Source organism: Caulobacter sp. X (assembly GCF_002742635.1).
Classification (GTDB): domain Bacteria; phylum Pseudomonadota; class Alphaproteobacteria; order Caulobacterales; family Caulobacteraceae; genus Caulobacter.
Genome location: NZ_PEGF01000001.1, coordinates 790744 through 812932 on the forward strand (window position 1 = coordinate 790744; position 22189 = coordinate 812932).

The following is a 22189-nucleotide window of genomic DNA, read 5'->3' on the forward strand; positions in this document are numbered from 1 at the left end:
GCGGCCTTAAGCCGGCGTGGCGTCGCTCTCCGCGCCCTTCTCCCGAGCCTCGTATTCCTCGATCTGGCGCGCGGTCCATTCCGGCGACTTCGTGAAGCGCGCCAGCAGGTCGTAGAAGATCGGGACGATGAACAGCGTCAGCAGGGTGGCGAAGATCGCGCCGGTGAAGATCACCGCCCCGATCGTCTTGCGGCTGCCCGCGCCCGCGCCGGCCCAAAGCATCAGCGGCAGAGCGCCCATGGCCGCGGCGATCGAGGTCATGATAATCGGGCGCAGGCGCAAGGCCGCCGCCTCGATCACCGCCTCGCGCACGGTCAGGCCCTCGTCGCGCAACTGGTTGGCGAACTCGACGATCAGGATGCCGTTCTTGGTGGCGATGCCGATCAGGATGATCAGGCCGATCTGGCTGTAGGTGTTGATGGTCGAGCCCATGATCAGCAGGCCAAACAGTCCGCCCAGGGCGGCCAGCGGCACCGTCAGCATGATCACGGCCGGGTGGATCCAGCTTTCGAACTGGGCCGCCAGAACCAGGAACACCAGCAGCAGCGCCAGGCCGAAGGCGACGGCGATGCCGCCAGAGCCTTCCAGATAGTCCTTGGCCTGGCCGCCCCACTTGATGCTGACGCCGGGCACCGGACGCTCATTGGCCTGGGCCTTGAAGAAGCTGACCGCGTCCTCGACCGTGTAGCCAGGATTGAGCTGGGTGGTCAGGGTCACCGAGCGCAGGCGGTCGACGCGCGGACGATCGGGCGTGTCGCCGCGCAGCTCCGTCGAGACGACCGTCGACAGCGGCACCAACGCGCCCGAATTGGCCCGCACGTTCAGGCGATTCAGGTCCTCGATGCTGCGACGCTGGTCGAGGTTGGTCTGCAGGATGACGTCGTATTCCTGGCCGTTCTTGATGTAGGTCGTCGCCTTGCGCGAGCCGAACATCGTCTCCAGAGAGCGGCCGATCGCCTGGGCCGAGACGCCGAGACTGGCGGCCTTGTCGAGGTCGATCTGCACCGACAGACGCGGCGCGGTCGGCTCGTAGTCGAGACGCGGACGGGCCATGCCCGGATTGTCCTGCGCCGCGGCCAGGATCGGCTTCAGCCACTCGGCCAGTTGGACGTAGTCGTTGCCGACGGCGATCAGGTCGACGTTAGTGCCGCCACCGCCGCCACCGCCGCCGCCCCGCTGAAACGGCCCGCGCACGCTGGCCACGGCCCGCACGCTGGTGATCTTGCTGAGGTCCTTGTTCAGTTCGGCCGCCACCTCGTCGGCGGTCTTCTTGCGCTCGCCCCACGGCCGCATCACGACGACGCCGTTGCCGCTGTTGAACGAATTGCCGCCAAAGCGCGGGATGGTCAGGATCGTCCGTTCCGAGACGCCCTCGGCCCGATACTTGTCGATGATCTTCTCGACCTTCAGTCCGATCGCGGCGGTGTAGTCGTATCCCGCCCCTTCCGGACCCGAGATCGAGACGTCGACGCGGCCGCGGTCCTCGGGGGGGACCAGCTCCTTGGGCAGGGCCGTGAACAGCAGCGCCGCGAAGCCCGCCAGCACCACGACCAGCACGCCCGCCAGCGCCGCCGACCAGCCGCCCAGGATGCCCTCGAGCGAGGCGCGGTACGAGTTCTTCAGCGCGTCCATCGCCCGGTCGACGCGGCGCGCCAGCCAGCCTTCGCCGTGGGCGGGCCGCAGCAGCTTGGAGGCCATCATCGGCGACAGCGACAGCGCCAGCAGCGCCGAGAAGGCCACGGCCGCGGCGATCGCCACCGCCAGTTCGACGAACAGCCGGCCGATATAGCCGGGCAGGAACATCAGCGGCGCGAACACCGAGACCAGGACGATGGTGGTGGCGACGACCGCGAAGAACACCTGGCGGGTGCCGCGCTCGGCGGCGACCAGGGCCGGTTCGCCCTCGTCCACCCGGCGCTGGATGTTCTCGACCACCACGATCGCGTCGTCGACGACGAGGCCGACGGCCAGCACCAGGGCCAGCAGGGTCAAGAGGTTTAGCGAGAAGCCCAGCGGGGCCAGGATGATGAAGGTCGACAGGATGCAGATCGGCGCGACGATCGACGGGATCAGCGCCGAGCGCCAGCTGCCCAGGAAGACCAGGTTGACCAGCACCACCAGGCCGATCGACAGGCCCATGGTGATCCAGACCTCGTGGATGGCCTCGGCGGTGAAGACCGAGTTGTCCACGGCGACCACCATCTTGGTGCCCGGCGGCAGGGTCTGGTTGATCGCCTCGACCTCCTTGCGGACGGCCTTGGAGATGGCCACGTCGTTGGCCTGGGACTGGCGGGTCAGGCCGATGCCGACCTGGTCGATCCCGTTGCCGCGGAACATCTTGCGGCGTTCGTCGGCCCCCTCCTCAATCCGCGCCACGTCGCCGAGGCGCAGCACGTAGCCGCTGGAATTGGCGGCCCGCAGCGGCAGGCGCGCGAAGTCCTCGGGCTTGGCGTAGGCGCGCGCCACCCGGATCGTGAAGTCCTTGGCGGCGCTTTCCAGCGAGCCCGCCGGCAGCTCCAGGTTCTGGGCGTTCAAGGCGGTCTCGACGTCATCCACCGTGACGCCGCGCGCGGCCATCTCGTTGGCGTCCAGCCAGATCCGCATGGCGTAGATCTTGGCCCCGAACAGGTTGGCCTGGGCGACGCCGTCGATCGTCGACATCCGCTCGACCAGATAGCGGTCGGCGTAGTCGGCCAACTGCAACGGGTTCAGCGTGGTCGAGGTCAGGTTCAGGATGATGATCGGCGAGGAATCGGCGTTGGCCTTGGCGATCTGCGGCGGATCGGCCTGGTCGGGCAGATTGCTGGTCACCCGGCTGACGGCGTCGCGCACGTCGTTGGCGGCCGCGTCGAGGTCGCGGTCGAGGTTGAAGGTGATGGTGATCTGCGAGCGGCCGTCGCGCGACGAGCTGTTGACGCGGTCGATGCCCTGGATGCCAGCGACCTGGCGCTCGATCACCTGGGTGATGCGCTCTTCGATGACCTCGGCCGAGGCCCCGCGATAGGTGGTCGAGACCGACACGACGGGCGGATCGACGCTGGGCAGCTCACGGATCGGCAGCGAGCTGTAGGCCGCCAAGCCGATGACGCAGAGGATGATCGCCGCGACGGCGGCGAAGACGGGACGACGGACGGAAAGATCGGAAAGCATCAGCCGGCCTTGCGGTCAGCGCCGCCCTGCTCTCCGCCCTTTTGGCCAGCCTTCTTGTCGCCGCCGTTCTGGCCCGGCTTCTTGCCGCCGCCGATGGCCGCGCCGTCCTGGATGCGGTTGAGGCCGTCGCCGACGATCTTGTCGCCGGGCTTCAGGCCCGAGCGGATCTCCACGAAGCCATCCTGGATGATGCCGGTGTCGACGTCGGTCCGGCGGGCGATCATGCCCTTGGGCCCCTTGGCGATCCGATAGACCGAGGCCTGCGTCCCTTCGAACTGGACGGCGGCTTCGGGCGCGGCGACGGCCGTGCGCACGCCCTGGTCGATGGCGACCTTGACCAGCATGCCCGGCAGCAGGCGTCCGTTGGCGTTGGGGAACTCGGCGCGGGCCTTGATGGCGCGGGTAGCCGCGTCGATGCGGGTGTCGATCTGGGCGATGCGCCCCTGGAAGACCTCGCCCGGCAGCGCGTCCGGACGCGCGGTGATCGGCAGGCCGACGCGCAAGGTGGGCAGGTAGCGATCCGGAACCGAGAAATCGACGCGGATGACCGAGACGTCGTCCAGGCTGACGATCGCCGTCCCCGGGCTGATCAGGGCGCCCGGGGCGATGTCCGAAATGCCGACGCGACCGGAAAACGGCGCGCGGATCACGCGGTCCAGCTTCTGGGCCTGGGCGGAGTTGACGGCGGCGCGCGCGGTCTCGAGCGACGCCAGATATTGCTCGGCCGTGGCGCGCGGGGCGATGCCCTTGTCCGCCAGGGTCTTCCAGCGCTGATAGTTGCGCTCGGCCTGGGCCAGGTTGGCCCGCGCCTCGGCGATGCCCGCGTCTTCCTGGTCGGCCTTCAGCTCGACCAGAACCTGACCGCGCGACACGGCCTGACCGTCCGTGAAGTGCACGGCGGTGATCAGTTCGGCGGTGTTTGACGTGATCGTGACCGACTGGCGGCCCTTGGCCACGCCCAGCACTTCGATGCGATCCGTGAACGGACGCTGGCCGACGACCAGCTGGGTCACGCTGGTCGCGCGACCGCCGCCGCCCGCGCCCTGCTTGTCCTTGGCGCCGAAGGCGAGCTTGGCCCCACCGACGACCAGCATCAGAACAACGGCGACCAGGGCCACGACAAGGAAGAAGTGCCTGCGGATCAACGAACGGCTCCGGGCGCCGCGAACGGCGAAGTTATAGGTGCGGCGAGATATGACCGCAGCCTAAACCGGCGTCCAGTGACAGGCGGATGACTGAGTGTTGCAGTCCTGAAACAAGCTATAAGCGACGCCAGAGCGCCACCACGACGCCGCGATCGCGGGCGACCTCGCGTCCGGCGACCGTATCGCGCCATCCGGCCTGGACGCTCCAGTCGCCGAACGCCCGCACGACGGACACTTCGCTCTTCACCCAGCGCGCGTCGACATCGTCGCGATCGGCTTGGCCCGCATAGGTCTGGGCCAAGAGCAGCCAGGATTTCGCGGGCCTGAAGCCCAGCGTCGCATCGATCCGAGTCTCGTCCGCCAGACCCTGTCGCTTGAGGCGGGCGGCCTCCAGATCGACGAACACTTGCCGCCCCCGCCAGGTCCCCGAGCGGCCGTAGAGCACTCGCGCCTCCAGATCCAAGCTTCCCTTTCCCGGCGCGGCGTAGCCGGCGTTGCGCCCCGCCCCCGCCTCCGCGGCGCCCAGATAAACGGCAAGCGACGATCGATCATCGCGCCGCGCGGTCCAGCGAAGGCCGGCCTCGACCGGCCCTCGCCCCGAATAGGCCGCCCAACGGTCGTGGCCGCGAGTCGCGCCAACCTTAGCTTGCAGCGTCAGACGCGGTGTCAGGCCGCGCTCGACAAACACCGACAGCGTTTCGTCGCGGCGACGATCGATCGCCACGAGGTTCGCGTCCGGGTCATAGCCCCGATCCGCCGTCGTGCGCTCATACTTGGCGATCACCTGAGCCCGGCCGGGCTCGATCGGCCACGCGCCGGCCAGCGCAATCCCGCCCTCCAGACACGAAAAAGCCGCCGCGCCCAACAGGATCGCGACGGCCTTCGAAGCCTTGAAATCGGTCTGGGAAGACGCGCCTACTCCGCGTAGCCCGGCAGCGCGCGGTCCAGCTTTCTCAGGCAGCCCGGCCAGGCCAGACCGCCGATCATGCCCATGCCCATGCCGGTCTGGCGACGCACTTCCTCCTGGGCCGCGTCGGGCGCCAGAAGGACGTTGTCGCGTCCGATCGACAGAGCCATCACCTGCTGCGCGCACGCTCGCTCCAGGAAGAACATCCCCAACCAGCACTCGGCCGCCGTGCCGCCCACGGACAGGGTGCCGTGGTTTCGCAGCATCATCAGCTTCTTGTCGCCCAGGTCGGCCACCAGCCGTTCCCGCTCGTTCAAGTTGAGAGCAATGCCTTCATAGTCGTGATAGGCGAGTTGAGGCAAGACGATCAATGCATGCTGCGTCAGAGGCAGCAGACCTTCGCGGTGGGCGGAGACCGCCACGCCCTGGTCAGAATGCAGGTGCATCACGTAGTGGGCGTCTTCCCGCGCGGCGTGGACCGCCGAGTGGATCGTGAAACCCGCCGGATTGATGAAGTACGGCGTCTTGTCGACGATGTTCCCGTCCAGGTCGACCTTCACGAGGGCCGAGGCGGTCATCTCGCCGAAAAACATGCCGTAGGGATTGATCAGGAAATGATGCTCGGGTCCCGGGATGCGGGCCGAGATGTGGGTGAAGATCATGTCGTCCCACCCGTGCAGGGCGACGAGGCGATAAAGCGCCGCCAGATCCACGCGCGCCTGCCATTCGGCGTCGCTGACCTTGCCCTTGAGGGATGTAATCGGCAGTGAGCCATCGGCCATGGGTGCCTCCCGTAGGTTATCATTGTTGAGTTGAGCGTCGCGCCAGGGCGCCGAGGCGTCAAGCACTACCTTGCCCGTTCCGCTTTGCGGGCTTGCCAACACAGCCACGGCGTCGGACGGTCGCCGCGGATTTGGGGGAGTCGCGGGGGATGCTGACCCTTCTGGGCGTGGCGGTGATCGTGCTGGGCTTCGCCCTGCGCTTCAATCCGCTGCTGGTCGTGGTCGCCGCCGCCATGGCCTCGGGACTGGCCGCCGGCCTGACGCCCGTCGAGGTGCTGGCCGCGTTCGGCAAGGCCTTCAACACCAACCGCTATGTCAGCGTCGCCTGGCTGGTCTTGCCCGCGATCGGGGTGCTGGAGCGGGCCGGCCTGCGCGAACAGGCGCGCCGAACGATCCAGAGCCTGCGCGCGGCGACGGCGGGCCGGATCCTGCTGGCCTATCTGGCCTTACGCCAAGTCGCGGCGGCGTTGGGCCTGACCCAGGTGGCCGGCCAGGCCCAGACGGTGCGACCGCTGCTGGCCCCGATGGCCGAAGCGGCGGCCGAGCCGCTGTCCGAGGACGACCGCCAGCGCGTCCGGGCCATGAGTGCGGCGACCGACAATGTCGGCCTCTTTTTCGGCGAGGACATCTTCCTGGCGATCGGCTCGATCCTGCTGATCGTCGGCTTCCTGGATCAAAGCGGCATCACGGTCGAGCCGCTGGCCCTGTCGGTCTGGGCGATTCCGACGGCCATCGCCGCCTTCCTGGTCCACGGGGCGCGCCTTCTGCTGTTCGATCGCACGCTGAAGGCTCGGGCGGAGGGGGACGCTCCATGATCGGCCTGCCGCTCGTCTATCTGCTGGCGGGACTGATGTTCGCGGCTTTCGCGGCCTTGAGCTTCACGGATCGCGAGAATTCCAAGCGCCTGGGCAACGCCGCCTTCTGGGGGCTGTTCGCCCTGAGCTTCCTGGCCGGCGACCATCTGGGCGACCTGGGCAACGGGGTCCTGGTGCTGGCCGTGGCCCTGATCGCGGGAGCCGGGCAGCTGGGCGTCGGCGCTCCGTCGACCACCTCGCCGGACGCGCGCGAGGGCCTGGCCGCTCGCTATGGCGCGCGGCTGTTCATCCCGGCCCTGGTCATTCCCGTCCTGGTGCTGGCGGGCTCCCTGGCTTTCAAACGCCTGCCCCTGCACGGCGCGCCGTTGGTCGATCCCAAGCAGGCGACGCTGATCTCCCTGGCCCTGGCCGCGCTGGTCGCGGCCGTGCTGGCCCAGGTCCTGTTCCGCCAGCCCGCCGGCGCGGCCATGCAGGAGGGCCGGCGGCTGATGGACCTGGTCGGCTGGGCCGCCCTGCTGCCGCAGATGCTGGCGGCGCTGGGCGCGGTCTTCGCCCTGGCCGGAGTCGGCAAGACCATCGGCGAGATCGCGGTGATGATCACGCCCGGCGACAGCCGCTTCGCCGCCGTCGCCGCCTACTGCTTAGGGATGGCCGCCTTCACCGTCATGATGGGCAACGCCTTCGCCGCCTTCCCCGTGATGACCGCCGGCACCGCCCTGCCCCTGGTGATCGGCCGCTTCGGCGGCGATCCAGCCGTGGTCTGCGCCATCGGCATGCTGTCGGGCTTCTGCGGCACGCTGCTGACGCCGCTGGCGGCCAATTTCAATCTTGTGCCGGCCGCCCTGCTGCAGTTGAAGGACCGCTACGCCGTGATCCGCGCCCAGGCGCCCACGGCCGTCCTGATGCTGATCGTCAATGTGATCCTGATGAACGCCCTCGCCTTCCACGCCCGTCCATGAGTCTGGCCCGCTCCACGGCCTCGCGCTTCGCCAAGATCGCGCTGGGGCACCTGACCCGCGAATATCCGAACAAGCTGGACCACGTGATGGGCGGGCCGGACGACGTCCGCTCGCCGCGCGACTTGCATCCAATCTTCTTCGGCAGCTTCGACTGGCATTCGTGCGTGCACGGATACTGGCTGCTGGCCACCCTGCTGCGCCTGCGCCCCGAGATGCCCGAGGCCGAGACGATCGTCGCGCTGTTCGACGACGCCTTCACCGCCGAGAAGGTCGCCGGCGAACTGGCCTATCTGGACCGCCCGGAAAGCCGCGGTTTCGAGCGCCCTTATGGCTGGGCCTGGAGCCTGATGCTGCAGGCCGAGCTGCTGCGCCATGAAAGGCCGTGGGCCCAGACCCACGCGCCGTTGGCCAGCGCCTTCGCCCGCCGCCTGGAGGATTTCCTGCCGCGCGCGGACTATCCGATCCGGTCGGGCGCCCATCACAACACCGCCTTCGCCCTGGTGCTGGCCAGCGAGTACGCCGACATGGCGGGCCAGCCGGCCCTGCGCCAGCTGCTGCAGACCCGCGCCCTGGTCTGGTACGGCCAGGACGCCGCCTGCCAGGCCTGGGAGCCGTCCGGCGACGACTTCCTCTCGCCCGCCCTGATCGAGGCCGAGGCCATGCGCCGGCTGCTGCCGCGCGAGAGCTTTGATCTGTGGTTTCCTCGCTTCCTGCCGGACCTCGCCAACAAGCAGCCAGCCACGCTGTTCACGCCCGCCCGGGTCAGCGACCGCACCGACGGCAAGATCGCCCACCTCGACGGCCTGAACCTGTCGCGCGCCTGGTGTTGGCGCACCCTGGCCAGCGCCATGTCCGAGTCCGATCCCGCGAAGACCCACGCGATCAGCGCCGCCTTGAACCATCTGGCGGCGGCGATACCGCATGTCTCCGGCGACTATATGGGCGAGCACTGGCTGGCCACTTTCGCGCTACTGGCGCTGGAGAACGGCTAGTCGATCGGCGAAGTAATGGCCTTCAGATGACCGCCGGACAGAATCTTCCCGCCCGAACTTCTTCCAAGCATAGAGAACCCACAACAACTTTGAATAACAATGTTATTCAAATTCGCGCTGCGAACAATTGTCGCGCCTGCGTATTCGCCATCATTGCTCGAGTGCAACACACGTTAAGACTGAATCATGGACTGATTCGTCACGCCGAGAGGCGTGAGGGGGAGCGGGATTTCAGATGGCCCAGCCGCGTATCGACGTCCGAGCGGACGTCCGCCGATATCTCATCGCCAGCGTCGCCGGCTTTTGCCTGGGCCTGACGCTGGGCTTCCTGATGATCTTCGGCCTGGGCTGAGCAAGACCAACCCAAGAAAAGCGCTCGCGACGCCTCAGTCGCCGCGATCGCCCTTCATCAAGCGCGCCTTGTCGCGCTGCCAGTCGCGATTGGCCTCGGTCTCGCGCTTGTCGTGCAGCTTCTTGCCCTTGGCGAGCCCCACTTCCAGCTTCGCCAGACCCTTGTCGTTCCAATAGAGCTTGATCGGGATCAGCGTGCGGCCTTCCCGCTGCACCGCGCCGATCAGCTTGTCGATCTGCTTGCGATGCAGCAGCAGCTTCCGATGCCGGCGCGGCTCGTGGTTGAAGCGGTTGGCGTGGCCGTAGGGCGGGATGTCGGCGTTGATCAGCACGATCTCGCGCCCTTCGACCGAAGCGTAGGACTCGGCGATGTTCGCCCGCCCGGTCCGCAGGCTCTTCACCTCGGTGCCGGTCAGCATGATGCCCGCCTCGAACGTCTCTTCGATGAAGTAGTCGAAGCGCGCGCGCCGATTTTCCGCGATCGGCTTGACCATGGTCAGAGACCAGCCTCGCGCATGGCGTCCAGGATCGTCGGACGCACCGCCTCGGCGCAGGGCGTGATCGGCAGACGGACGTCTTCCGCGCACAGGCCCAGATGCGACAGGGCGAACTTGGTCGGGGCCGGCGAGGAATCCAGGAACAGGGCCTTGTGCAGACGCACCAGGCGATCCTGCCAGTAGAGGCCCGTCTCCCACTGGCCTTGCAGGCAGGCGTTCATGAAGGCGGCGCAGGCGTCCGGCGCGACATTGGCCGTGACCGAGATCACGCCGTGGCCGCCGTGGGCCATGTAGCCGAGCGCGGTCGGATCATCGCCCGACAGCATGACCCAGTCCTCGCCGCACATCAGGCGCTGCATGCTGATCCGGGTCAGGTCGCCGGTGGCGTCCTTGATCCCGACGATGTTGGGCAGCTTGGACAGGCGCGCCAGCGTCTCGTTGGAGATGTCGACGCCCGTGCGGCCGGGCACGTTGTAGACGAAGATCGGCAGCTGGACGGCGTTGTTGATCGCCTCGTAGTGGCGATAGAGGCCTTCCTGGCTCGGACGATTGTAGTAGGGCGTGACGACCAGGGCCGCGTCGGCGCCGATGGCCTTGGCGTGCTGGGCCAGCTCGATGGCCTCGTCGGTCGAGTTGCTGCCGGCGCCGGCGATCACCGGCGCGCGGCCGGCGGCGGTCTTCACGCACAGCTCGACGACGCGGCGGTGCTCCTCGTGCGACAGGGTCGAGGTCTCGCCGGTGGTGCCGACCGGCACCAGGCCATGGACGCCGCCCGCGATCTGGCGCTCGACCAGCGCCACGAAGGCTTTCTCATCGACCTCCCCGTCCTTGAACGGCGTGACGAGGGCCGGAATGACGCCCTTGAACGGGGAATGGACCATGACTTGCAAATTGCCGTGAGGATGGCGCCGCGTCGGTTGCGGCAGGACGAAGGAGGCGGACAATATGTCCCTGCCCCGCCGTCCCGCAACCGGGCGCGTCGAGGCTGGAGCGGTTTGATCGGACGAGGCCCTCGGGTCAAGTCCCGCCAACCCTCCTTTAAACATAATCCGGCCTGATGTTGTTTCGGACCCGGATTTGCGATTCGAAGAGACCCCTGTCGCCAGCGCGTATTCGGCTGCGGCGTAGTCGAGGCTCTCGTCCGGAGCCTGTTTGAGGAGTGCGTTTTGGCTTCAGTTCTGCGCCGTATCATGCTCGGGGGAGCCTGCATCGTCGCCGTGTGCGGCGTCGCCGACGCCCAGACGGCCGCGCCCGACCTCGTCAGTTCTTCGATCAGCGCCGGCGCCTCCTCAGTTTCCGACACCGACGCCGCCACGCTGCGCACCGCGCTTTCGGCCGCCAAGCGGGGCGACGTTTCCGGCGCGCGCGCCGCCATGGCCAGCTTGAGCGATCCGATCGCCCGCAAGATCGCGCTGTGGGCCCTGGTCGACAGCAACGCCGAGGCGCTGAGCTTCTACGATCTCGATTCCGCCCGTCGCGAGCTGGCCGGCTGGCCGCGCGGCGCGCGGCGCGACGCCGCCGCCGAGCGCGCGCTGGCGACCTCGGGCCTGGATCCTGCCCGCATCGTCGCCTGGTTCGGCGGCGCCCCGCCGGCGACCGCCGAGGGCGTCATGACCCTGGCCAGCGGCCTGCAGGCGATCGGCCGCCAGCAGGAGGCGACGGACCTGATCCGCCGCACCTTCCGCGACAAGGTGTTCGAGGCCGACGCCCAGCGCGCCATGATCGCCCGTTTCGGCGCCATGCTGACGCCGGACGACTATGTCCGCCGCGCCGACATCCTGCTGTACGGCCAACAGGGCCCAGCGGCGCGCGACATCGTCGCCATGCTGTCGGAAACCCAGCAGGCCGCCGCCCGCACGCGCATGGCCTATCGCCAGAGCGCGGCCAACGCCAACGACCTCTACAATGACCTGACGCCCGACCTGCAAGAGTCGCCGGGCGTCGTGTTTGAACGGGCCGCCTATCTGCGCCGCCAGGGCATGACCACCCTGGCCCTGCCAATGGTCGCGAACTTCCCGGCGCCCCCGACGGAAGAGGCCTCGGCCGCGATCTGGAAAGAGCGCAAGCAGCTGGTCGTCGCGGCCCTGCAGGCCGGCGACAACGCCGGCGCCTACGCCGCCGCCAGCAACACCCGCGCCCTGACGCCGACCGAGATCGCCGAGTCCGAATTCTTCGCCGGCTGGATCGCGCTGAGCCGGCTGAAGAACCCCGACGCCGCCGCCGCCCACTTCGCCCAGATCGCCGCCGTCGGCGCCTCGCCGATCACCAAGGGCCGCGCCCTCTACTGGCAAGGCCGCGCCGCCGAGGCGCAAGGCGACCCGATCGCGGCCCAGGCCTTCTATTTCGAAGGCTCGCGCTACATCACCACCTTCTACGGCCAGCTGGCCGCCGAAAAGGCGGGGCTGAGAGAGATCCGGCTCGAGGGCGACCCGGTCATCACGCCCGCCGATCGGGCGCGGTTCTACAGCCGCGAGCAGGTCCGCGCCGCGCGGATCCTGGCCGACATCGGCGCCCGCGACCAGTTCCGCAGCCTGGTGCTCTACATCGACGACGTCCTGCCCAACGCCCAGGAGACGGCCCTGCTGGTCGACATGGCGCGGGGCTATGGCGACCAGGACCTGGCGATGCGCGCCGTCCGCGCCGCCGCCCAGCGCGGCATCATCCTGCCCGAGCGCGGCTATCCGCTGCTGGACCACCACTTCACGCCCGTGCCGGGCGCGGCCGAGACGGCTTTCGTCTATTCGATCTCGCGGCAAGAGAGCAATTTCGACCCTGGCGCCCGCTCGGGCGTCGGCGCGCGCGGCATGATGCAGCTGATGCCGGCCACGGCCTCTCTGGTGGCCCGCAAGCTGGGTGAGGATCACTCGGTCGATCGCCTGTCCGACGCGTCCTACAACATGCGCCTGGGCTCGGTTTACCTGGGCCAGATGGTCAACAACTTCAGCGGCTCATACATCATGGCGGCCGCCGCCTACAACGCCGGCCCCGGCCGTCCGGCCCGCTGGGTCAGCCAGTGCGGCGACCCGCGCGGCGCGACCACCGACCCGCTCGACTTCATCGAGTGCATCCCCTTCTCCGAAACCCGCAACTACGTGATGCGGACCCTGGAGACGACGATGGTCTACCGCGCCCGGCTCAACGGGGGCGTCGCGCCCCTGACCCTGTCCAGCGACCTCAAGCGCGGCGGCTACAGCTACAGCGCCTCGGTCGCCTCGGCCGAGACCGTGGCGACGCAGCCCTAGAGTCGCCGCGCCGCCAGCACCAAGCCGGCGGGTGTTTCGACGAGCTCGCCATCCAGGCCAAAGACTTCCGCCAAGACCTCGCTCGACAGCGCTTGGCGGGGCGCGCCGTCGGCGACGAGGCGGCCGCGCGAGATCACGACCACCCGATCGCAGGTCCGCGCCGCCAGCCCCAGGTCGTGCAGCGTAACCACCACGGCCGCGCCGCCCGCGGCCTCGGCCCGCAGCAGGTCAAGCGTCAGCAGTTGGGCGTCGGGATCGAGGCCCGCCACCGGCTCATCGGCCACCAACAGCGGCGCGCGGGTCGCCAGCAAGCGCGCCAGCAGCACCCTCGCCCGCTCGCCGCCCGACATGTCCAGCACGCCTCGGTCCGCCAGATCGCCCGCGCCGACACGGGTCAGGCAGGCGCGCGCCAAGGCGTCGGCCTCGGTTTCCGAAAGATCGCTGGCGCCCAGCGCGGCGACCATCCGCGCCGGCAGGTTCCAGGCGGCGCGGCGCTCCTGCGGGAGGTAGCCGACAAGGCGCGCGCGCTCGTCAGGTTTGAGGGCGCCGACCAACCGGCCCGACAATCGCGCCTGGCCGGCCGCCACGGGCAGCAGGCCAAGCCCCGCGCGCAGCAGGCTGGTCTTGCCCGCGCCGTTGGGACCGACAATCCCGACGACCTCGCCCGCCGTGACGACCAGGCTCGCCGCCTCCAAAACCGTCTTGCGGCCTTGGCGGGCGGAGAGCGCCTCCAGCGTCCAGAGCGCGCTCATGAGCGCCAGCTCCGGGCGGCGCGCCAGGCCAGGAGAGCGAAGGCGGGCGCGCCGAACAAGGCTGTGACGACGCCCAGCTTCAGCTCCTGCTCGGTGGGGATCAGTCGCGCGGCCAGATCCGCCAGCACGAGCAGCAACGCGCCGGCCAATGCCGAGGGCCACAGGATCCGCTTGGGGTCATCGCGCACCAGCGCCCGCACCATGTGCGGCGCGGCCAGGCCCACGAAGCCGATCACCCCCGCCGCCGCCACGGCCGCGCCGGTCAGCAGGGCCGCGCCGGCCACGGCGTAGACCCGCAGCCGCGCCATCGGCAGGGCCGACATCCGCGCGGCCTCCTCGCCCAGGGTCAGCATGCGCAGGCCCTCGCCGGCCTTCAGGCACAGGGCCCCGCCGATGGCCATCGGGACCAGGGCGCGCAGGGCGTCCATGGCGTCGCGGTTCTGCACCGAGCCCATCAGCCAGGCCAGGATCTCGGCCATCGCCACCGGCGAGGGTGAAAGGTTGAAGACCAGGGCCGTCAGAGCGCCGCCGAACGCAGACAGCGCCACCCCGAACAGGATCAGCGCCTCGGGCTCGCGGAACCGCGCGGCCAGCGCCACGACCATCGCGCCCGCCGCGAGGGCGCCGACCAGGGCCGAGAGTTCGATCGCGCCCGGGATGACGGCCAGGCCCGCCGAGATGGCGACCGCCGCGCCCAGACCCGAGACCGCCGAAACGCCCAGCACGCCGGGGTCGGCCAGCGGATTGCGCAGCAGGCCTTGCATGGTCGCGCCCGCCAGGCCGAGGGCCGCGCCGACCAGGGCGGCGACCGCGACGCGCGGCGCCCGGATCGTCCACAGCACCTCGCCCGGCGGCGAGCCGGGGTGAGCCAGGGCCTGGACGTACTGGCTCCAGGTCAGAGGCGTCTCGCCCAGCGCCACGGCGGCGACGGCGGCCAGGGCCAGGACCAGCAGCATCAGCAGGCAAAGCCGGAGGAGTCTCATCGCGCCGCCTCGGCCAGCATCCGCGCGCCGTCGGCCGCGAACCAGCCGGGGCACCCCACCACCGAGGCCGGCAAGGAGGCGGCCGTGCGGGTGGCGACCACGCGCTGGAGGGCGGCATGGCGTCCAGGTCCCCAACGGTCGGCTCCGGCCCGCGCCATGTCGAACAGACCCAGCACTACCGCCGCCGGCGGCGACATCACCAAGCCCTCCAGCGAGACGGGCGCGAAGTACGGCGCCTTGGAGGCGTTGGCGTAGCCGGCCGCCTTCAACATGGCGTCGATCAGCGTGCCCGCCCCCGCCGTGAAGCCGCCGGGCGTCAGATAGAGGGCGGACCTGCCCTTCCCCGCTCCAGCCGCGCGGGCCAGTTGAGCGTCCATGCGGGAGACGATCGCCTCCCCCTCGGCGCGACGGTCCAAGGCGGCGGCGACCTTGCGGACATTGACGCGGACGCCTTCGAAGTCGGCGGCGTCGTCCAGGGTCACGGTGGTCATGCCCTTCTTCTCCAGCGCCTTGGAGAGCCGCGCGTCGCCGCCCCACAGCCGCACCACGACCTGGGGCCGCGCGGCGACGAGGCTCTCGAACGTCGCTCGGCGCAAAGGAAGACCCATGGCGGCGTCCCGCATGTAGCTGTCGCGGGACACGGCGCGGTGCGAGAGGCCGACGATGCTGTCGCGCGGCGCCAGGGCCAGCACGTACTGGTCGGCGCAGGAGTCCAGCGACATCACGCGCGGAGCCGCGCACGCGAAACCGGGCGCGAGCGCCAGCGCCGCCACAAGGGCGCACAGGGCCTTGGCGGCGCTCATGAAATCAGTCCGTGACCAGGCCGTGCAGCAGACCGTCCAGCATCACCTTCATCAGACCCTCGGACGAGGACCAGCCGCGCGAGGGCTTGGTGATCAGCAGCGACACCAGGCCGTGGCAGCCGGCCCACAGCACCTCGGCGGCCTCGACCGCCGAGCCCGAGCGCAGGCGCCCTTGCGCGGCGATATGGTGGACCGGCTCGCTGAACTTCTCGAAGCAGCGGTCGCCCAGCGCCAAGAGGTCGGAGATCTTGTCCTGCGAGATGTGCTCGCCGGTGCTGCAGAACACCAGCTGGTAGCTGTTAGGGTTCTCGAGGGCGAACTTCATGTACGCCTCGAGCATCAGCCGCACGCGCGCCACGGGATCGATGGGCTGGGACGCGATCTCGGTATTGAGGTTCAGCAGACGCTCGATGGCGTCGTTGCTGATCTCCATCAGGATCTGGTCCTTGTCGCGGAAGTGCATGTAGAGCGCCGTCGACGACACGCCGACCGCGTCGGCGATCTTGCGGATCGTCGCGCCCGAATAGCCTTCGGCGATGAAAATCCTCTCGGCGGCCTCCAGGATTTCGCCACGTCGCAGGTGCCCATCCCCCTTGGGCTTACGCGCGGACTTTTGAGGCTTTTTCAGAACGACCGTCACGGAACTGGCTTCCCCTGCATTTCCCCACCTCACACTAAACGGGAATCACCCAGCCGTCGCAAGAACGTGCGTTGTAGCCAATTTGGCGGCCGGTAGATCTCGCGCGCGCGAGAAAGCGTCTTAAAACGAGTGTTTTTCCATTTGACACCTTTTGGTTGAGACATCGTTATCCACGCCGTTGGGGCGATCTGGCGTCTTGGGGCGACGATGGCGCGTGAAGATAGACGGTTGGAACCGGCGCTCGCGCCGGCGGGCGGACTTGCGCCCGGAGTTCAGGGCTTTGAACTGGAGGCGGCGGCGAAGGTCTCGACGACCGCCGATCCGCGCGCATCCCTTGCAAGGGACGGCGCCCATCTGTCGTTGTCCCGAGCCCAGGCCGCGACCATAGGCGCGGCGGGTTTTGCGATCGCGGTCGCCATGGCGCTGGCGCCGACGGCCGGATTGGTCGGCGTGCACCACCTGTTCTTCGCGGTGTTTCTGCTGGGCGGACTGACTCGGCTGGCGGCCGCCTGCACGCCGCTGGCGACCAGGTCGTCGCCGCCCTTGGCCGATGAGGACCTGCCCGCCTACACGATCATCGCCCCGCTCTATCGCGAGGCCGAGGTGATCGGCGAGCTGATCGAGAACCTGGCGGCGATCGACTATCCTCGGGATCGGCTGCAGGCGCTGATCGTGCTGGAGGCCGACGACGCCCAGACCCTGGCGGCCGTCCGCGCTTTGGACCTGCCGGCCTTCGCGCAGGTGCTGATCGTCCCGCCGGGAACGCCCAAGACCAAGCCCCGCGCCTGCAACCACGCGCTTGAACGCGCCCGCGGCGACTTGGTGGTGATCTACGACGCCGAGGACATGCCCGACCCCGGCCAGCTGCGCGAAGCCGCCGCCCGTTTCGCGGCCTCCGATGAGCGCCTGGCGTGCCTGCAGGCGCCCCTGCGCATCGAAGACCCAGGCTTCTCGCTGTTCCTGCCCTCGCAGTTTCGCCTGGAATACGCCGCCCACTTCGAGGTGCTCCTGCCGGCCCTGGCGAGGTGGGGCCTGACCTTTCCGCTGGGCGGCACCAGCAATCACTTCAAGGTCGGCCCCTTGCGCCAGATCGGAGCCTGGGACGCCTATAACGTCACCGAGGACGCGGACGTCGGCTTCCGCCTCGCCGCCGCCGGCTACCGGCTGGGCGTGATCTCCAGGCCGACCTGGGAGACCGCGCCGACCACCTGGGGCCAATGGCTTCCGCAACGAGCGCGGTGGATCAAGGGGCACATGCAGACCCTGGCCGTCCACTCGCGCGGCCGCATCGTCCGCCAGGCCCGCAACGCGGCGGCGCTGGTCCTGACCCTGGCCCAGTCGGTGGCGTCCTCGCACCTGCATGGTCCGGTGATGAGCGTCGCGATCCTCGCGGCGGCGATCGACTACTGGCCGGACTCGCGGTTCGACATCCCGGCCGCCGACCTCGTGCTCTACGCGCTGGGCTGGAGCTCGGCGGCGCTCGCGGGGGCGCGCGGCGTCATGCGCGCCGGCGGCCAGCCCAAGGCCCTGCACCTGCTGGGCATGCCGCTTTACTGGCTGGCGCAGAGCGTGGCGGCGGCCAAGGCTCTGGCCCAGTTCGTCACCGATCCGCACCGTTGGGACAAGACGCTGCACGCCCCGCGCTCTGGACGGGTCCGGCTGTAAGAAGGTATGGGCGGGCGATGGCCCCGAAGATCGCTCCCGCCCCCATCGTCATGCGCACCACCGGCTGGGCGGACTACGCCCTGCTGGACAGCGGAAACGGCAAGAAGCTGGAACGCTATGGCCGCTACACGGTCGTGCGCCCCGAGCCGCAGTGCTTCTGGGCCCCGCGCCTGGACCAGAAGGTCTGGGACAACGCTGACGCCGTCTTCGATCCCACCGACGAGGACGAGGCCGGCCGCTGGCGCTTCAAGGGCAAGCCGATCGAGAAGTTCCCGCTGGCCTGGGGCGGCGCCAAGTTCCACGGCCAGTTCACGCCGTTCCGCCACCTGGCCTTCTTCCCCGAGCAGGCCGCCAACTGGGCCTGGCAGGACGAGCGCGTGCGGGCCTTTTCCAAGACCTCAGATCGCCAGCCCAAGGTCCTGAATCTGTTCGGCTATACGGGCGTGGCCTCGCTGGTCTGCGCGGCCGCCGGCGCGGCCGTCACCCATGTCGACGCGTCCAAGAAGTCGGTCGGCTTCGCGCGCGAGAACGCCGCCCTCGCGGGCTTGGCGGAAAAGCCGATCCGCTGGATCGTCGAGGACGCCCGCAAGTTCGTGGCCCGCGAGGTCCGACGCGGCAATGTCTATGACGGCATCATCCTGGACCCGCCGAAGTTCGGCCGCGGCGCCGACGGCGAGGTCTGGCGGCTGTTCGAGGACCTGGCGGCCCTGACACGGGACGTCGCCGCCTTGCTCAGCGACGACGCCTCGTTCCTGCTGATGAACGCCTACGCCGCCCGCGTCTCGGGCGCGGCGCTGTCGGGCCTGCTGGCCCAGGAGCTGGAAGGCCGCAGCGGCGTCATCGACTGGGGCGAGCTCTCTTTGGTCGAGGACAAGGGCGACCGCCAGATCGGCCTGTCGTTCTTCGCCCGCTGGTCTTCTGAGGCGTAAGTCATGAGCACCAAGACCGTCACCTCCCTGACCAACAACACCGTCAAGGCCGTCCGCGCCCTGCACATGCGCAAGGAGCGCGAGGAGAGCGGCCTGTTCCTGGCCGAGGGCCTGAAGATCGTCATCGAGGCGATCGACTGCGGCCACGCGCCCAAGATCGTCATGTACGGCCCCGACGCCGCCGACCATCCGATGCTCAAGAAGGCCGTCGCCGCGTGCCTGAAGGCCGGCGGCGAAGTCATTGAGGTCAATCGCGAAATCCTCGAGAAGGTCTCGCGCCGCGACAACCCGCAGGCGGTCGTGGCGGTGTTCAGGCAGGTCTTCACGCCGTTGGCGGCCATCGTTCCCGAGAGCGCCCCCTGCTGGGTGGCCATGCAGGCGGTCCGGGATCCCGGCAACCTGGGCACCGTCATCCGCACCGCCGACGCGGCCGGCTGCGGCGGGGTGATCCTGGTCGGCGACTGCGTCGATCCCTATTCGGTCGAGGGCGTGCGGGCGACCATGGGCTCGATCTTCGCGGTGAAGATCGCCAAGGCCACGATCCCCGAGTTCCTGGCCTGGCGCGAGACCTGGCCCGGCAGCGTGGTGGGCACCCTGCTGACCGCCACAGTCGACCACAAGTCCGCCAACTACGTGAATCCCACCCTGATCCTGATGGGCAACGAGCAGCAGGGCCTGCCGCCGGAACTGGCCGCGGCGTGCGACGTCAACGTCAAGATCCCGATGCGCGGCCGGGCGGACAGCCTGAACCTGTCGGTGGCGACCGGGATCATGATTTATACGGTGACGGGCTGAGAAATCCTCCCCCCAGCGGGGGAGGTGTCGGCGCGTAGCGACGACGGAGGGGGAAGAGGCAAGGCCTGCGGACTTCCCCCTCCGGCGCTTCGCGCCACCTCCCCCGCTAGGGGGAGGATTTGCTCTACCGACCTCACGTCCCTCTCGGCTTCGCCCGCGTCACCGGCGCGGCGCTGGCCGGATCGTCCGGCCACACGTGCCGGGGATAACGCCCCTTCATCTCGACCTTCACCTCGCGCCAGGAGCCCTTCCAAAACCCTGGCAGGTCCTTGGTAATCTGGATCGGGCGGTGGGCGGGTGACAGCAACGCCAGGGTCAGCGGGACCTTGCCGCCCGCGACGCTGGGATGCTCGGCTAGGCCATAGAGCTCCCCGACCCGCACCTCGACGCGCGGCCCGCCCTCTGCGGCGTAGTCGATCGCGAAGGTGTTGCCGGTCGGCGCCTCGAAGCGCGCCGGCAGCAGCGCGTCCATCTTCCGCTGCAGGTCCCACGGCACCAGGGTCTTCAGCGCGTCGTGCAGCGACCCCTCGTCCAGGCTGGACAGCGACGAGCGACCGGCCAGCAGCGGCTCCAGCCATTCGTCGAGGCGTTCGATCAGGGCAGACTCGGACAGGTCCGGCCAGTCCTCGCCATCGACCTCCCGCAGGAAGGCCACGCGGTCCAGCAGCGCCCTGCCCCGCTCGCCCAGGCGCAGCGCCGAAAGCCCCTCGACCCGGACCTGGTCCATCAAAGCCCCGGCGATCATCGCCGGGTCCGGGTTCTCGATCAGTCGCTCTTCGAGCACCAGCTTGCCCAGGCGCAGCAGCCGCTTGGCGCGCACCTTGCCGCCGGCGGTCTCCAGGCGGTCCTCGGCGACCAGACGATCGGCGAAGGCCTCGCGCAGCTCCGTCTCCTCGACCGCGGCGGCCAGCAGGATGCGGTCGCGGCTGTCTCCGCCGCCCAGTTCGCCCACCGCCAACCAGCTCTCGCGAGCCAACGGATCGGTCGGCTCCAGATAGACGCCGCGCCCGCCGGCCAGCTGGAACTCGCCCGGCTTGCCGCGCGCCTTGGCCACGCGCTCGGGATAGGCCTCGGCGAGCATCAGGCCGACCTCGAGTTCCTTCGCGCCGGACGGCTTGCCGGCCGCGCGCGCCCAGCGCTCGATCAGGGCCATGGCGTCGCGCGCCCTGGGCGAGCGATCGCGGTGCAGGTTCTCCAGCCGCCGGCGCAGGTCGACATCCTTGCCGCCCAGGCCCTGCTCGGTCAGCACGGCGGCGACCTCGGCCGCCTCGCGCCCCTGACCGGAGGCCGCGCCGCGCACGACCATATGCGCCAGGCGCGGCGGCAGCGGCATCTCGGCCAGGGCCTTGCCGTGGGCGGTCAGGTCGCCCTGCGCGTCCAGCGCCTGGATGCGGGTGAGCAGGCCTCGCGCCTCGGCGAAGGCGGCCGCGGGTGGCGGATCGAGGAAGGTCAGGCCGCCAGCGTCCCTTGCGCCCCAGCGGGCGAGGTCCAGCGCCAGGCGCGACAGGTCGGCCTCCAGGATCTCGGGCCGAGCAAAGGCTGGCAGCGACCGCGTTTCCGGCTCGTCCCAGAGGCGGTAGCAGACGCCAGGCTCGGTCCGCCCGGCGCGGCCCCGGCGCTGGTCGGCGGCGGCGCGGCTGACGCGCACCGTCTCCAGGCGCGTGATGCCCGAGGCCGGATCGTAGCGGGGCACGCGGGCCAGACCCGCGTCGATGACCACCCGTACGCCCTCGATGGTCAGGCTGGTCTCGGCGATCGAGGTCGCCAGCACAACCTTGCGACGGCCGGCGGGCGCCGGCGAGATCGCACGGTCCTGGGCGGCCGGCTCCAGCGCGCCATACAGCGGCGCCACGTCGACGTCGGGACGCCGAAGCCGCTCGTTCAGCCAGCTCTCGGCGCGCCGGATCTCGCCCTGCCCCGGCAGGAAGACCAGGATCGAACCCGTCTCCTCGGCCAGCGCCCGCTCGACCGCGCGACCGACGCGTTCCTCCAAACGCTGGCGCTCGTCGCGGCCGAGGTAGCGCGTGTCGACCGGAAACATCCGTCCCTGGCTTTCGACGACCGGCGCATCGTTCAGCAGCGCCGAGATGCGCGCGCCGTCCAGGGTGGCCGACATGACCAGCAGGCGCAGGTCGTCGCGCAGGACGCTCTGGACGTCGCGGGCGAAAGCCAGGCCCAGATCGGCGTCCAGGCTGCGCTCGTGGAACTCGTCGAACAGCACGGCCGCGACGCCGTCCAGGCCCGGGTCGTCGAGAATCATCCGTGTAAAGACGCCCTCGGTGACCACTTCGATCCGCGTCCTGGCCGACACCTTGGACTGCAGGCGCACGCGGAAACCGACCGTCTCGCCGACGGACTCGCCCAGATTGGCGGCCATGCGCGCGGCGGCGGCGCGCGCGGCCAGGCGCCGGGGCTCCAGCACGATCAGCTTGCGGCCCTGAACCCACGGCTCTTCCAAAAGCGCCAAGGGAACGGCCGTGGTCTTGCCCGCGCCCGGCGGGGCGACGAGAACGGCGGTCTCCCGCGCGCCAAGGGCGCCTTTCAGCGCTGGAAGGGCCTCGAAAATGGGCAACATCGCGCCGGCTTTAACGGCCTGGCCGCTTAACGCCAAGCATCTCTGGACAGAGCGTGATAGCCGAAAGTGTTAGCGGTTTCGGCGGCGATCACGCTCTGCATGCTTTTAGAGCGGGCCTGTTTTTTCGAGTTTGGATGGCCATCCAAACTCGACAGGCCCTAGTCAGGAGCGCGGAGAACATTTACGCGCTTTAACCGCCCGACCTTG

18 protein-coding genes are annotated in these 22189 nt (G+C 69.5%); 7 read left to right on the forward strand and 11 right to left on the reverse strand.

From position 1 onward, the window contains the following. Positions 1-6 precede the first annotated feature (6 nt). The 4 genes from CSW60_RS03535 to CSW60_RS03550 form a co-directional block, all read right to left on the reverse strand. The gene (locus CSW60_RS03535; RefSeq protein ID WP_099535941.1) at positions 7-3150 is read right to left on the reverse strand and encodes an efflux RND transporter permease subunit; all 3144 of its coding nucleotides are present in this window, start codon (positions 3148-3150) and stop codon (positions 7-9) included. Then, positions 3150-4295 carry an efflux RND transporter periplasmic adaptor subunit gene (locus CSW60_RS03540; RefSeq protein WP_143324112.1) on the reverse strand — a complete coding sequence of 382 codons (1146 nt, stop codon included), beginning with the start codon at positions 4293-4295 and terminating at the stop codon, positions 3150-3152. The genes CSW60_RS03535 and CSW60_RS03540 overlap by 1 nt, the downstream gene beginning before the upstream one ends. A 115-nt stretch (positions 4296-4410) precedes the next feature. Next, positions 4411-5160: a hypothetical protein gene (locus tag CSW60_RS03545; protein ID WP_099535942.1), complete on the reverse strand. Its 750-nt coding sequence runs from the start codon at positions 5158-5160 to the stop codon at positions 4411-4413. 50 nt (positions 5161-5210) lie between these two features. Beyond that, positions 5211-5984, reverse strand: a complete 774-nt coding sequence (locus CSW60_RS03550) for a class II aldolase/adducin family protein (RefSeq protein ID WP_099535943.1) — start codon at positions 5982-5984, stop codon at positions 5211-5213. A gap of 149 nt (positions 5985-6133) precedes the next feature. Here CSW60_RS03550 and CSW60_RS03555 point away from each other — a divergent pair, with 149 nt between their 5' ends. From CSW60_RS03555 to CSW60_RS03565, 3 genes are read left to right on the forward strand one after another with little or no spacing between them, the layout of a single operon-like run. Beyond that, positions 6134-6799, forward strand: coding sequence for a DUF969 domain-containing protein (locus tag CSW60_RS03555; RefSeq protein WP_099535944.1), 666 nt, complete (start codon positions 6134-6136; stop codon positions 6797-6799). Continuing rightward, entirely contained in the window at positions 6796-7758 is a 963-nt protein-coding gene (locus CSW60_RS03560) for a DUF979 domain-containing protein (RefSeq protein ID WP_099535945.1), read from the forward strand. The genes CSW60_RS03555 and CSW60_RS03560 overlap by 4 nt, the downstream gene beginning before the upstream one ends. After that, entirely contained in the window at positions 7755-8750 is a 996-nt protein-coding gene (locus CSW60_RS03565; protein WP_099535946.1) for a DUF2891 domain-containing protein, read from the forward strand. Before CSW60_RS03560 ends, CSW60_RS03565 begins: the two co-directional genes overlap by 4 nt. 386 nt (positions 8751-9136) lie before the next feature. Here CSW60_RS03565 and smpB read toward each other — a convergent pair whose 3' ends face one another. Both smpB and dapA read right to left on the reverse strand, forming a co-directional pair. Next, the gene (gene smpB, locus CSW60_RS03570) at positions 9137-9595 is read right to left on the reverse strand and encodes an SsrA-binding protein SmpB (protein ID WP_099535947.1); all 459 of its coding nucleotides are present in this window, start codon (positions 9593-9595) and stop codon (positions 9137-9139) included. Positions 9596-9597: 2 nt separating this feature from the next. Next, the gene (dapA, locus tag CSW60_RS03575; RefSeq protein ID WP_099535948.1) at positions 9598-10479 is read right to left on the reverse strand and encodes a 4-hydroxy-tetrahydrodipicolinate synthase; all 882 of its coding nucleotides are present in this window, start codon (positions 10477-10479) and stop codon (positions 9598-9600) included. A gap of 309 nt (positions 10480-10788) precedes the next feature. Here dapA and CSW60_RS03580 point away from each other — a divergent pair, with 309 nt between their 5' ends. Continuing rightward, on the forward strand, positions 10789-12840 hold the full coding sequence (locus tag CSW60_RS03580; protein ID WP_369801021.1) for a lytic transglycosylase domain-containing protein: 2052 nt from the start codon (positions 10789-10791) through the stop codon (positions 12838-12840). Here the strand turns inward: CSW60_RS03580 and CSW60_RS03585 are convergent. The 4 genes from CSW60_RS03585 to CSW60_RS03600 are packed head-to-tail and all read right to left on the reverse strand — an operon-like array spanning position 12837 to position 16018. Further along, positions 12837-13592 carry an ABC transporter ATP-binding protein gene (locus tag CSW60_RS03585; RefSeq protein WP_099535949.1) on the reverse strand — a complete coding sequence of 252 codons (756 nt, stop codon included), beginning with the start codon at positions 13590-13592 and terminating at the stop codon, positions 12837-12839. The two genes, CSW60_RS03580 and CSW60_RS03585, sit on opposite strands and share 4 nt — an antisense overlap. Continuing rightward, positions 13589-14575 carry a FecCD family ABC transporter permease gene (locus CSW60_RS03590; protein WP_369801008.1) on the reverse strand — a complete coding sequence of 329 codons (987 nt, stop codon included), beginning with the start codon at positions 14573-14575 and terminating at the stop codon, positions 13589-13591. The genes CSW60_RS03585 and CSW60_RS03590 overlap by 4 nt, the downstream gene beginning before the upstream one ends. Further along, positions 14572-15378, reverse strand: a complete 807-nt coding sequence (locus tag CSW60_RS03595) for an ABC transporter substrate-binding protein (RefSeq protein WP_099535951.1) — start codon at positions 15376-15378, stop codon at positions 14572-14574. Before CSW60_RS03595 ends, CSW60_RS03590 begins: the two co-directional genes overlap by 4 nt. Before the next feature lie 4 nt (positions 15379-15382). Continuing rightward, positions 15383-16018 carry a TetR/AcrR family transcriptional regulator gene (locus CSW60_RS03600; protein ID WP_099535952.1) on the reverse strand — a complete coding sequence of 212 codons (636 nt, stop codon included), beginning with the start codon at positions 16016-16018 and terminating at the stop codon, positions 15383-15385. A gap of 207 nt (positions 16019-16225) precedes the next feature. Between CSW60_RS03600 and CSW60_RS03605 the strand changes: the two genes are divergently transcribed. From CSW60_RS03605 to CSW60_RS03615, 3 genes are read left to right on the forward strand one after another with little or no spacing between them, the layout of a single operon-like run. After that, positions 16226-17683: a glycosyltransferase gene (locus tag CSW60_RS03605; protein WP_099535953.1), complete on the forward strand. Its 1458-nt coding sequence runs from the start codon at positions 16226-16228 to the stop codon at positions 17681-17683. Positions 17684-17700: 17 nt separating this feature from the next. Continuing rightward, complete coding sequence (locus CSW60_RS03610; RefSeq protein ID WP_099535954.1) at positions 17701-18612, forward strand: class I SAM-dependent methyltransferase; 912 nt, start codon at positions 17701-17703, stop codon at positions 18610-18612. Between the two features lie 3 nt (positions 18613-18615). Then, a complete protein-coding gene (locus tag CSW60_RS03615; protein ID WP_099535955.1) occupies positions 18616-19407 on the forward strand; it encodes an RNA methyltransferase in 792 nt (263 codons plus the stop codon). Positions 19408-19540: 133 nt separating this feature from the next. Here the strand turns inward: CSW60_RS03615 and hrpB are convergent, their stop codons facing one another. Then, on the reverse strand, positions 19541-21982 hold the full coding sequence (hrpB, locus tag CSW60_RS03620; RefSeq protein WP_099535956.1) for an ATP-dependent helicase HrpB: 2442 nt from the start codon (positions 21980-21982) through the stop codon (positions 19541-19543). Between the last annotated feature and the right edge of the window lie 207 nt (positions 21983-22189).

What these genes read in the sequence shown, in the direction of transcription:
- CSW60_RS03565 (WP_099535946.1), top strand. Translation starts at nt 7,755, where the DNA reads ATGAGTCTGGCCCGCTCCACGGCCTCGCGCTTCGCCAAGATCGCGCTG.
- smpB (WP_099535947.1), bottom strand. Translation starts at nt 9,595, where the DNA reads ATGGTCAAGCCGATCGCGGAAAATCGGCGCGCGCGCTTCGACTACTTC.
- CSW60_RS03535 (WP_099535941.1), bottom strand. Translation starts at nt 3,150, where the DNA reads ATGCTTTCCGATCTTTCCGTCCGTCGTCCCGTCTTCGCCGCCGTCGCG.
- CSW60_RS03595 (WP_099535951.1), bottom strand. Translation starts at nt 15,378, where the DNA reads ATGAGCGCCGCCAAGGCCCTGTGCGCCCTTGTGGCGGCGCTGGCGCTC.
- CSW60_RS03585 (WP_099535949.1), bottom strand. Translation starts at nt 13,592, where the DNA reads ATGAGCGCGCTCTGGACGCTGGAGGCGCTCTCCGCCCGCCAAGGCCGC.
- CSW60_RS03550 (WP_099535943.1), bottom strand. Translation starts at nt 5,984, where the DNA reads ATGGCCGATGGCTCACTGCCGATTACATCCCTCAAGGGCAAGGTCAGC.
- CSW60_RS03555 (WP_099535944.1), top strand. Translation starts at nt 6,134, where the DNA reads ATGCTGACCCTTCTGGGCGTGGCGGTGATCGTGCTGGGCTTCGCCCTG.
- hrpB (WP_099535956.1), bottom strand. Translation starts at nt 21,982, where the DNA reads ATGTTGCCCATTTTCGAGGCCCTTCCAGCGCTGAAAGGCGCCCTTGGC.
- CSW60_RS03580 (WP_369801021.1), top strand. Translation starts at nt 10,789, where the DNA reads ATGCTCGGGGGAGCCTGCATCGTCGCCGTGTGCGGCGTCGCCGACGCC.
- dapA (WP_099535948.1), bottom strand. Translation starts at nt 10,479, where the DNA reads ATGGTCCATTCCCCGTTCAAGGGCGTCATTCCGGCCCTCGTCACGCCG.
- CSW60_RS03560 (WP_099535945.1), top strand. Translation starts at nt 6,796, where the DNA reads ATGATCGGCCTGCCGCTCGTCTATCTGCTGGCGGGACTGATGTTCGCG.
- CSW60_RS03610 (WP_099535954.1), top strand. Translation starts at nt 17,701, where the DNA reads ATGGCCCCGAAGATCGCTCCCGCCCCCATCGTCATGCGCACCACCGGC.
- CSW60_RS03615 (WP_099535955.1), top strand. Translation starts at nt 18,616, where the DNA reads ATGAGCACCAAGACCGTCACCTCCCTGACCAACAACACCGTCAAGGCC.
- CSW60_RS03605 (WP_099535953.1), top strand. Translation starts at nt 16,226, where the DNA reads ATGGCGCGTGAAGATAGACGGTTGGAACCGGCGCTCGCGCCGGCGGGC.
- CSW60_RS03590 (WP_369801008.1), bottom strand. Translation starts at nt 14,575, where the DNA reads ATGAGACTCCTCCGGCTTTGCCTGCTGATGCTGCTGGTCCTGGCCCTG.